This window comes from Pseudoalteromonas sp. BSi20439, from assembly GCF_000241165.1.
In the GTDB taxonomy this organism is placed as follows: domain Bacteria; phylum Pseudomonadota; class Gammaproteobacteria; order Enterobacterales; family Alteromonadaceae; genus Pseudoalteromonas.
Window position 1 is genome coordinate 17,271 of the sequence record NZ_BADW01000142.1, and the last position, 11,610, is coordinate 28,880.

The following is an 11,610-nucleotide window of genomic DNA, read 5'->3' on the forward strand; positions in this document are numbered from 1 at the left end:
CATTATGAAATTTAAGCTTATGATATAAAAATATATAGCTGTAAGTTCAAGTCTAAACTAATACATGCTATAAATTGGTACATTCTGCTAGTTACTTCCCTTAAGCAGAAATAACTCAGATTCGAGGTCATTAATCTTTTTTAAGTGCTGGTGATTTGAAAGCGCTAGGGCATTGTGGGTAGAAGCCATTTGTGCCATTTGCTCTTTTAAGCTGGCTATTTCCGCTCGATATTTTTCTTTTAACCGTTTCTCGTTGGCAAGCTTTTCACGTAACTTAGTAACATCTGAGTTTTGCTGTGCTTGCTTTTTTGTTATAGCTTTTGATTTTAGTAGTTTAATTTTTTCAATGACGTCTGAGTAATAGTAAGCTGAGCCATTACCAAGGTTAGCTTCTTCCTCAACTGCAATGGCACTTAAACCTCGTTTGGCATCAATACGTACTGTATCGCCAGAAAGTATCCTGTCAATTGCGCTTAGAAGCTCTAACCTTGTATTCTCTGACTTACTCAAAGCTGTCTGATCTCAATTTCGGGTTTGTATGGAGTGTAGCTTATCTCAAAGTAGTCCATAACCTTTTCAGCTGCACGTAATTGCGTAATAAAATGGCTTAGCTGCGATTGAGATAGTTTAGTATGCTGCTCCATTTCAGTTATAGTCTCAACAATCCACTGATGTCGTTTTTGCCAAGCTTGTGCTTTAGTTTCGTCTATGACAACGTTCTCGCAGTTAAAACAGTTGGTTGGTGATACGACCTTTTCCATTCTGCATTCATAACCAGCCATGCAGTATGAGTGAAGTGTACCAGCAATAGATATTCTACCAGCAGATACTTGAGCATAAAGAGCATCCCAGGATGAGTATTTAACAGCGGTATCTTCTCTATCTTTAACAACATCTATACCTTTCTTACCATATAGCTTGTCATCTGAGTTATACCACTGATGCAATAGTTGTGTAGTGACTTCTTTATCCACTTCTTGAAGTAAATTATTGAGTTCTGAGTCCACTTTTACATGTTTTATTTTGGCTGCTACGCCTCCTTCTGAGTACCATTGAGACATTGGTAAATATATATGCTTATACTGTTGTTTAATGGCAACGTCAGAGAGTAAATTATAGCGTTTACCAAATACTGCAAAAGTTCGCCTGAGTTGGTGGGTTGTAAAAGCCCAAGGCTTACCTATAACTATCTTTTGCTTGTAAGCGTGTATGTTTAGGTTTGGATTTAGAAGTTTAAACTCTTCATAATCTTGCTCATTTACGATGGCGCCAGCCTCTTCTACTAGCTGCTTATGATGAAGAGCAAAAGGTGGACCTGTCAGCATGTTTGGCTTTCTGCATTTCATTTGTTGAACTAGCCAGATGCTTGAGGCTCTAGCATTTTCGACTCGGTCATCTGAGAGCATGAGTTGAGTTCTCATATTTTGAGTGAGTAGTGATGCGAGCTCGATTGCTTTCCCAGTAATTGGAGATGCCAACCACTCTGCTTTTTCAGGCACCGCAGGTGTCATTTTACTGTGGTAGGATTGTAACGAATAAAACACTTGGTCTTTTAATTTTAATGTTTTAAAGCTATCAGAGTGTAAACTATAGATCTCGCTTCTTCTCATGCCCGAAAAGGCTCCACAAATTATAAAGCAGCAAGTTAGAATATGGGAGTATAACCAATTGAATCTTCGTATATCACTAGGAATTAATTTTTCGATATCAGCGTTGGAAATATAGCTTTTAAGTATATTGGTAGAAGTTTGGGGTTTAGCTTTAGTTATCTCAGCTTTGTAGTGAGGGGAATCAGATGTTAACCAGTTCCATTGACCTGATTTTATTTTGTTATCAACAGCCGCTTTGCCAATTTCATAGTTTTCTTGCTGCTCGGTATGGATATCTAATAATGTATCTCGAATAGGATAGTAAGTATCTATATACTCGATAGCCTTTGAGTATATGAGTTGCATCAAGCGTGATGGTATAGCGTAATACTGCTCACTTTCTAGTTTGGTTGGGCAACCTAATTGACGGCCTAATTCTGTAATTGATGTCGTCAAAGGTAATGATAGTTTTATGGGGGTTTGGTTCTTAACCGCTTCGATCCAGTTTAATGCGAAAATAAGTTTTGAAGTATATGGCCCACTCATTTTAAGTGACTTTAAATATTCGCAAAACCTAGAAAACTGTATGGGATGGTTAAGGACACAAATCGAATCTGCTTTGATGGATTCTATGTATTTATATACTTGGGTTAAATTGATATTTCTCTCTAAAAATGTTGTGGTTTTTATCATTGCCCCTTGCCTTAAGGTGCCGACAGCAAATAAACCAAGGAATGCGAGTAACTTTTGTTCTTGCAACAAGGAAATAGTTGTTAAATGAGTAAAAGAAGCCCGCTTTTTCGAAACAATTTTGACATCTACATAGTGTGTTAAATCCCATGTGTTATCGCCAAAGTAACTTATGGTTTTACCATTTTGGTCAATCATTACTGGGATTTTGTTTAAATTGTCCCAATCCTTATTTTCAAAATACTGTATTGCCTGTTCAACAAAAACAGTATTCTCTTTTATAACTTGTTCTGGTGCAGCAAGTAACGGTTTCATAGCATTTCCTTATAAAACCAAATTAAGCGTATCGGGCCAAAAAGGGTGGCGACCAATTGTATGTAGCTTCCGCTCAGCTTGCCTGCGCACTTTTAAGTCGATACTAAAAAGCACTTGCTTTATTTTTCTTAGTACTCGATCAAAATTGTTTTTAAAGTGTGACATGTTGAGGTGATCTTCTTTGGCATCCTCTAACGCTTCATAAAAACTCAATAAACACCAAATATCATCAACTTCTTCAACCAGCACTTGATTTGGGCAGGAAAAGCAATTTAATAAGTCTGCACAGGCAAGATGGGTCATGTCAACGCTATCGATAGAGGCCTTTCGTCGAAAACGGTCACCATGGTTATCAAAGGGGTCTTTGCAACCTGTACCTAAAGGTGTTTTTTGACCATTCCCTGATTTAGCATAGCGGTTTACGAATTCATCATAGGGTAGTATTTCTAGATTCATTTGCTCAAGAGTTTGTTCTCGTGCTCTACTAATATCGCCACATTTAATTGCATTTTCTAAGGTGTTAGCTGTGGCTTGAAGTTGGGCGTTATTTTCTGACTCGTTACCTCTGCTATAGTGCTTTCGAACTACATCAGGTGTGTTATTGAGCAACATGGATGTTTCGAGTGAGTTTCCTGTGAGTGCTAAGTAATTAGATGCACCTGTAGCTCTAAAGCGTTTAGCTTCAGGCCTAAGTTGTTGACCATTGTCATCAGTCAAATCGAATATATTAATTAGCCAATTCATATTGGAACGAATATGCGTTGGGCACAAGGGCTTATTTATCCCGTTTAGACATTGATGAAGTAGTCTATTGGCATCTGGAAACAGCACGTGCGTAAGGGTGATAAGGTCATTAATAAAATTTAGCGCATGCTTTGGAATGTCTGTGCTAAGATTATCGCCGAGCTCGATGGTAACAAATTTATTAGCTCTCTTCTTTAACGCTGTTTGCACAAACCACTTACCTTGCTGTCCCTTTTTTTGTGAAGCTTTGGGGATATCCATATCTCTTATCGTACTAGCGTTTGCCCATGTGTAATAGGCAAGTAAGAAATATGCAGCACAGTAACACTTGGTAATAGCACCACTTACAGGCACTTCGATTTTATTAAAAGAAAAGCTCGCGTATTGGTCGCTTCTCCTTGCTTGAATGTATTCTTTAGGTGAGGTTTGAATTTGCTTGGAAAGCTGAAAATATAGTTCTTTTAGTATTTTAATTAACTTTTTCAATTCAGATTCTGAGTATGCTTGAGTTGGATTTATTTGGCTGCGAAATAGTTTGAATTTAGAAAACCACTCATCAACAGGGTGATCTAGCATCTTCATTATTGTTCTTATACTACTTAATTCACCTTTTGCTGTGTTTGAACTTTTGCTGCCAATTCTAACGCTGTGAACTAGAGCTGTTTCAAATGCATTGATACCCTCTTTTGAATCTGGATTTACTGGAATACTGTCACAAATATTCACATACCGTGTAAATGTTCTAAAAAGGGTATTCATTGTTGTGTCAGTATATTCTGTATTAGCTTTGAATGCTTGATACCACTTAATAATTTGGTTGTCTCGGTTAAGCAAAGTACCCCGATGCATTTCAAAAAGTTTAGGCACGCCTTTGTATCTAAATCTTTGAAAGTCTGGGTATACAAATTGATCACCATAAATATTTAACTTAAGTTTAAGGTCAATATTTAAATTTGATTTGTTAATCACGAGAGATCCTCATTAATGACTGACTCCATAACTTGATCTAAAAAGCAAACTGCACGTATCGATGCCTTGCTTCGGTTTATAAAGTTCAGGTATCGCCAAGTTGTTTTCTCATCTTTATGTCCCATCCACCCCATGATTAATGACATAGCATCGAATGGTGACAACCCAACTTTTTCGTCTAAAAGGGACGCAAGGCGAAATGTACCGTAAGTTGCACGTAAATCGTGAGTTCTATGCTGAAAGTGGGTATTTAGCTCATTGCGTATGTAATTACGAGTTAAGCTAAAGTGACGCTGTATTGCATTGGTAGTATATGGTTTACCTCGATTGGTAATTAATAATTCCGTAATCGGTTTATCGGTTTTAGACTCTCTTTTCTGGCGACGCTCACTAATCAAGTAGCGATGCATCTTGTTCATTAACAGTGTTGGAATTTCGATAGTTCTGACTGAGCCAAATTTGGTGAGTACACCGTTATGAGGTCCTATACTAACTTGAATATGGTATTTATTCGGGTCACATCTATTCACTAGATTAGCAGGAAAGGTGCAGGCTTCTTCTATACGAAGGCCGCACATGAGTTGTAATAGTTGATGTATTTGGAACTCAATTGACTGTTCTTTGAGTGCTCGCGAATATAATTTTACCTCATCTTCTGTAAGGGGATTCAAGCTTTGCTCTGGTGTACGCCTTGGGACCCTGATCCTTAAGTCTGAGCTTCTAACAACATAATTACGATTGATATGCGCAAGCATCCCAGTCGTTTTGATGCTAACAAACTCTACTTCAAATGGTTTATTTTCCTTAGAGAAGTTAATTAACCTCTCGTAATATGCCCACTCGTAGAATTTAATTATATGGTTCATATATACAGCTGCTGTTGAACTATTTAGCTCACCGGCTTTCACTGAGGCCAAAAGATCTTGGTTTCGGAAAATATATGTGGGCTTATTTGATTTGATAGTTGGAAAGTCTTTCCAAGAGAGTTCATGGCTTTTTAAAAAGCGCCAATATCGACTTATGGCACGAACGTTTGAATTGATGTTTTTTGCGCGCTTAACGTTAATGAGGTGATTCATCCAAAGGTTTATTGGCATGACGTATTCACCATCTTCATAAAAAGTTGGAAAGCCTTTTAGCTGAATGCTTGATTTTGTTTTGCAAAAGGGAGTTTGGATCTCAGTTTTAAAATCATCTGATTGAACTATTGTGAGCATGAAAAAGCCGACCAAAAATTGTACGTTACTTGGTCAGCTTAGTTCGTTTTCCAGAGTTAGCAAATGTAAAGTTTCACTTTTCCAGAGAAAAATTTACATAGTAACAAACTCTTCAGAGCCGGTTGGGTGTAGTGCGACAACTGCATCAAAATCGGCTTTTGTTGCGCCCATTTTCATGGCGACTGCAAAGCCCTGAATCATTTCATCAACGGTAAAACCGATACCGTGTAAGCCAACTACTTTTTCATCATCGCCTGCACACACAAGCATCATGTTACATGCTTGGCGGTGCTGAGTAACTGCAGTGTACATAGCCGCAAAACTTGATTTATATACTTTTACATTTTCGCCGCCGTACTGAGAAATAGCTTCTTGCTCAGTTAAGCCAATTGTGCCGATAGGTGGATGGCTAAATACTACGGTTGGTACTAGGCTGTAGTCCATTTTTAAATCGTTCGGCAATTCTTTATTAAATAAACGCTCCGATAGAGTACGACCCGCTTTAACAGCAACCGGTGTAAGCTCAATACCATTTTCGATAATATCACCCACAGCGTATACATTTTCAGCTGTGGTGTTTTGGTATTCATCTACTTTTACATAACCGCTTTCGTTTACTTCTACGCCAGCTGCAGCAAGGTTAATTTTATCAGTTGTTGGCGTACGGCCTATAGCCCAAATAACCTGGTCAACATTTTCGCTGTAACCATTCTCAAAGTGAATTGTTAAGCTGCCATCAGCCTCTTTTACCACTTCTTTTGGCGAACACTCGGTATGTAGGGTAGGGCCTTCTTTAGCCATAATATCAACCAGTGTGTCGATAATGTATGGGTCAAAGGTGCGCAGCGGTTTGCTCTTACGAACAAATAAGTGAGTTTGTGTACCTAGGCTGTGCAAAACACCTGCAATTTCTACGGCAATATAACCGGCACCAACAACAGCAACACGTTTAGGTTGTTCGTTCAGCTCAAAAAAGCCGTTTGAATCAATACCGTGTTCAGCGCCTGGAATGTTAGGAATAGTAGGGCGGCCACCTACGGCAACTAAAATGTGATCGGCAGTATAGTGCTCGCCATCTACTTCAACGGTCTTACTATCAACAAATTTTGCAAAACCTTTAATCACGGTAACGCCATTTTTAGCTAAACCGTTATCATAGCCTTTGTGAATACGACCAATATAAGCTTCGCGACTTTCTACTAGTTTTGACCAGTCAAAGCCTTTTACTTCTACATCAAAACCGTAATCAGGAGCATAAAGATTAATTGCTTCAGCAACTTGAGCACCGTGCCACATTACTTTTTTAGGAACACACCCTACGTTTACGCAGGTGCCACCCATGTGTTTTGCTTCAATAAGTGCTACTTTTGCGCCACGCATTGCTGCACGGTTAGCTGATGCAATACCACCACTACCGCCACCAATTGCAATGTAATCAAAATGCTGAGCCATGTTTAATCCTCTAAATGTGTTTAACAATGTTTTACCGATAATATCATATGCGATGAACAAGTCACTTGTTCAGGTTTGCTAAAATCTCTACCATCAAACGAAAATCAAGCTAGTTAAGATCAAGGTATTAGTAGTCGAGCGTATATTAAGCTAAGAGCTGAACACCTCCCCTTGTATTTACGTATTTTGCCCCAACTTCATTTTTATATTTGCATAAACTGAGAATGACTATGAGCAATGCACAAACAAATCCCCTTATTGGGCTTGAAGGACTTCCTCCTTTTTCAAAAATAAAGCCTGAGCATGTAGTACCGGCATTAAAAAAAGGTATCGAGCACTGTCGCAGTGCGATTGAAAGCGTATTAGCAAAGCAATCTTTCACCTGGAATGATTTAGTACTACCGCTTGAAGAAGCCGACGATAAACTATCGCGATTATTTTCACCGGTATCACATTTAAACTCAGTAATGAACAACGATGAACTGCGCGAAGCTTACGAGCAGTGTTTACCGCTTATTTCTGAATATTCAACTTTTGTTGGCCAACACCAAGGTTTATATGAGGCTTACAGCGCGCTTTATAACAGTGATGAATTTAAAACACTCACCACCGCCCAGCAAAAAACCATTACTAATGCGTTGCGAGATTTTAAGCTATCAGGTATTGCGTTAAATCCTGAGCAGCAAAAACGCTACGGTGAAATTAGTGCGCGTTTATCAGAGCTTGCTTCAAAATTTGGTAATAACGTGATGGATGCCACGCTTGCATGGCATAAGCATATTACCGATGAAAGCCAACTAGCGGGTTTACCAGAGTCAGCACTGGCATTAGCGGCCGATACAGCAAAAATTAAAGACTTAGAAGGCTGGGTATTTACTCTCGATTTTCCATCTTACTTACCTATAATGACTTACGCAGACGACCGTGAACTTCGCAAAGAAACATACACCGCGTTTTCTACTCGTGCATCCGATCAAGGGCCAAATGCGGGTGAGTTCGATAACTCAGCGATAATGAGTGAAGAACTGGCACTGCGTCATGAGTTAGCACAATTACTAGGCTTTAATAATTACGCCGAAAAATCGTTAGCTACAAAAATGGCAGAATCACCTGCACAGGTATTTTCATTTTTAGAAGATTTAGCCGCTAAATCTAAGCCACAAGCAGAGCAAGAGCTTAAAGAGTTGCAACAATATGCAGAGCAACAGCACGGTATTAGTGAACTACAGGCATGGGACTTTGGTTATTACAGCGAAAAGCTAAAGCAAGAAAAATACGCGATTTCAGATGAAGTATTACGCCCATACTTCCCTGCCGATAAAGTGCTTAGTGGTTTGTTCGAAACCGTTAACCGCTTATTTGGTATTACAGTTAAAGAGCAAAAAGACATTGATTTTTACCATAAAGATGTGCGCTTTTTTGAAATTTACGATAGCAACAATACTTTACGTGGTCGCTTCTACTTAGATTTGTACGCCCGCGACCACAAGCGTGGTGGTGCGTGGATGGATGACTGTATGGGTCGTAAAGTGCGCGCTAATGGTGAACTTCAAACACCAGTTGCTTACTTGGTATGTAACTTTAATAAAGCGATTGGCGATAAGCCTGCTTTGTTTACCCATAATGAAGTAACCACACTGTTCCATGAGTTTGGTCACGGCATTCACCACATGTTAACTCAAGTCGATGCAGCGCCTGTTGCTGGTATTAATGGTGTGGCATGGGATGCCGTTGAATTGCCAAGTCAGTTTTTAGAAAACTGGTGTTACGAGGAAGAAGCGCTTAGCTTTATTTCAGGTCATTTCGAAACCGGTGAGCCATTACCAAAAGAGCTATTAGATAAGCTATTGGCCGCTAAAAATTACAACTCAGGTATGCAAATGTTAAGACAACTTGAGTTCTCGTTATTTGATTTTAAAATCCACCACGATTACGTGGCAGACAAACCATGCAACATTCAAGCTGTGCTTGATGATGTGCGCAGTCGTACCTCAGTCATTAAACCGCCAGCATTCAACCGTTTTCAGCATGGCTTTAGTCATATTTTTGCGGGTGGCTACAGTGCCGGTTATTACTCATATAAATGGGCTGAAGTACTTTCGGCAGACGCCTACTCTAAATTTGAAGAGGAAGGCATTTTTAATCCACAAACGGGTCAAGCGTTTATGCAGCACATTCTTGAAAAAGGCGGCAGCGAAGAGCCAATGGCACTGTTTAAAAACTTCCGTGGTCGTGAGCCAAGTGTAGATGCACTACTGCGCCATAGTGGCATTGCCGCTTAATTAAAATATAATTATAAAAGCGCCTCAATGGCGCTTTTTTATTGCCTAAAATACAGCGTTGTTAAAGAATATTTTGAATAATTTTTAGTAGTTTCAACATAGCGTACTATGCTTTGAACAAAGTACTAAAAGGGACTAACGCATGGCAAAGTTAATACTGGCAATTGATGACGATAAATTAATGCACCATATTATTGAAGAATCTTTAGCTGGGTTTTGCAAAGTGATCCACGCCAAAAATGGTGAAGATGGCATAAGACAAGCGATTAAATATAACCCCGATATTATTTTGCTTGATGTTGAAATGCCGGGCATGTCTGGTTATGAGGTTTGCCAAACTATTAAACAAAATAAAGCCACAACAGATATTCCGGTAATGTTTTTATCATCCAAAGTGGGGCAAGCTGAACGTATTAAAGGATTTAGTGTTGGCGGGGCTGACTACATTTTGAAGCCTTTTAACGCACAGGAGCTGATGGCACGCATTAAAATTCTTTACCAATATCGCAAGCAGTGTGCAACACTGCAGTATGATATAGCAAAGGCCAATAAAACAGCTGAAATGGCGATGATTGAGACCGGTGACATGGGGCGCATTATGCGTTTTGTTTGTCAAAGCTATCATGCCGATAATTTAGAATTATTAAGTGAATACTTTTTAGGTTTTTTTACTCCATTACACCTCAATGTCGTGGTTGTTTTTTGGCAGAATAACCAGGGAATGTTTTATAGCCAAGAAACAGGTGTATGCCCATTAGAGCAAGAGCTACTCATACAGCATAAAAATGCAGAACGCTTTGTTGATATTGGTCATAGTACTATTATTAATTACCCTAATATTTCACTATTAATTAAAAATATGCCTGTAGATACGCCATCACTTTATGGCCGCTATAAAGATTTATTTCCGCATATTTTAGAAGTAACTAACGAAAAAGTAGTTACTATACAGCAGCACCAATATCGACTAATGCGCGATAATGAGCTAACCCTTGCTTTTCAAGATATTGTTGCCCAGCTTAAAAATCAAAACGCCATGCAAACGAGTGCAATTAGCCAGCTTACAGAGCAGCTTGAGCAACTCCAATCGCTAATACAAACACTCAACGAGATACCAGCTTCGCAATTTAATCAGCAAATAACTCAGCTTAGTCATACATCACAGCAGCTGGTTGCAACCACTAATGATTTAGCCTTTATTAAGCACCAACTAAAAACAACCACTCAACAGCGTGATGACTTAATTACTCAAACACAACTAAGTAAACAACAAACGCAGCCAGAACCTGAGAGCGAAAATAACGATATTGAGTTGTTTTAAACTAGAGATCGTATATTGGCTTTGTTTGGGTATAATAACGGTGAAATTTATCATCGGAGTGTGAAGTGGTTATACAGTGTGCGTTTAAAGAGTGTCGACCTTATTTAAATGAGTTAGAAGCACGCTTTGGGCTTGCTCAATGGGCAGAGCAAAGCAGTGGTTTTAGCTTGCATTACGATGATAAAGGACTAAGCCTGTATAAAACTGACGAGCCAAAATTAGGTGCTATTAACGTAGACTTTGTAACTGGTGCCGTTGCACATAGACGTAAATTTGGTGGTGGTAAAGGGCAATCAATTGCCAAAGCAGTTGGTCTTAATAAGGGCGCAACGCCAGTGGTACTCGATGCCACAGCAGGCCTTGGGCGTGATGGTTTTGTGTTAGCCTCGCTAGGCTGTAAAGTAATTTTACATGAGCGCCACCCCGTGGTTGCTGCACTGTTATATGATGGCTTACAACGTGCTTATAACGATAGTGAAATTGGCCCATGGATGCAGCAAAATATGAGCCTTATCTTTGGCTCAAGCCATACTTTACTTGCTCAATGTGACAGCATGCCCGATGTGGTTTACCTTGATCCAATGTTTCCGCACCGTGAAAAATCAGCGCTGGTTAAAAAAGAAATGCGGGTATTCCAAGAGTTAGTGGGTGGCGATACCGACGCCGATGATTTACTCGATTTTGCCTACCCCCTTGCCAGTAAACGTGTAGTAGTGAAACGCCCCGATTACGCACCATTTTTAAATGATAAAACCCCAAGCATGCAAATCAAAACCAAGAAAAACCGCTTTGATGTGTATGTAAAAGCCGCGATGGTTTAGGTTAAAGACCAGTTTTTAGTCTTCATCTGTCAGTTGTCAGCAAAAGATTAAGCCAAGTACGGTGTTTGGGTTAAACGTAGGCGGGGCTTTACGCCGCGCAGGTAGTTTGACATGTTGTGAAAGTGCGCGAGGTAAACTCTCACCTATAATATAAAAACTGGGCTTGCATAAGGCTCGGTGTTTTATTTTACTTACCTGACCGCTGACCGC

General features: G+C 39.5%; 8 protein-coding genes. 3 read left to right on the top strand and 5 right to left on the bottom strand.

Features of this window, described 5'->3' with window-relative positions; translation table 11 throughout:
• Positions 1-87: 87 nt before the first annotated feature.
• The 5 genes from P20439_RS12125 to gorA form a co-directional block, all read right to left on the bottom strand.
• On the bottom strand, positions 88-510 hold the full coding sequence (locus P20439_RS12125) for a hypothetical protein (protein WP_008467209.1): 423 nt from the start codon (positions 508-510) through the stop codon (positions 88-90).
• Positions 507-2,594, bottom strand: a complete 2,088-nt coding sequence (locus tag P20439_RS12130) for a hypothetical protein (protein ID WP_008467210.1) — start codon at positions 2,592-2,594, stop codon at positions 507-509. The genes P20439_RS12125 and P20439_RS12130 overlap by 4 nt, the downstream gene beginning before the upstream one ends.
• A gap of 9 nt (positions 2,595-2,603) precedes the next feature.
• Entirely contained in the window at positions 2,604-4,307 is a 1,704-nt protein-coding gene (locus tag P20439_RS12135; protein WP_008467212.1) for a hypothetical protein, read from the bottom strand.
• Positions 4,304-5,524: a site-specific integrase gene (locus P20439_RS19005; RefSeq protein WP_008467214.1), complete on the bottom strand. Its 1,221-nt coding sequence runs from the start codon at positions 5,522-5,524 to the stop codon at positions 4,304-4,306. The genes P20439_RS12135 and P20439_RS19005 overlap by 4 nt, the downstream gene beginning before the upstream one ends.
• Before the next feature lie 93 nt (positions 5,525-5,617).
• The gene (gorA, locus tag P20439_RS12145; RefSeq protein WP_008467216.1) at positions 5,618-6,976 is read right to left on the bottom strand and encodes a glutathione-disulfide reductase; all 1,359 of its coding nucleotides are present in this window, start codon (positions 6,974-6,976) and stop codon (positions 5,618-5,620) included.
• Between the two features lie 230 nt (positions 6,977-7,206).
• On the opposite strand from gorA, the gene prlC reads away from it, so the two are divergent.
• From prlC to P20439_RS12160, 3 genes are all read left to right on the top strand, one after another.
• Positions 7,207-9,258, top strand: a complete 2,052-nt coding sequence (gene prlC / locus P20439_RS12150) for an oligopeptidase A (RefSeq protein ID WP_036933881.1) — start codon at positions 7,207-7,209, stop codon at positions 9,256-9,258.
• 142 nt (positions 9,259-9,400) lie between these two features.
• The gene (locus tag P20439_RS12155) at positions 9,401-10,579 is read left to right on the top strand and encodes a response regulator (RefSeq protein WP_008467220.1); all 1,179 of its coding nucleotides are present in this window, start codon (positions 9,401-9,403) and stop codon (positions 10,577-10,579) included.
• Between the two features lie 65 nt (positions 10,580-10,644).
• The gene (locus P20439_RS12160) at positions 10,645-11,400 is read left to right on the top strand and encodes a class I SAM-dependent methyltransferase (RefSeq protein WP_008467222.1); all 756 of its coding nucleotides are present in this window, start codon (positions 10,645-10,647) and stop codon (positions 11,398-11,400) included.
• The last annotated feature ends 210 nt before the right edge of the window (positions 11,401-11,610 follow it).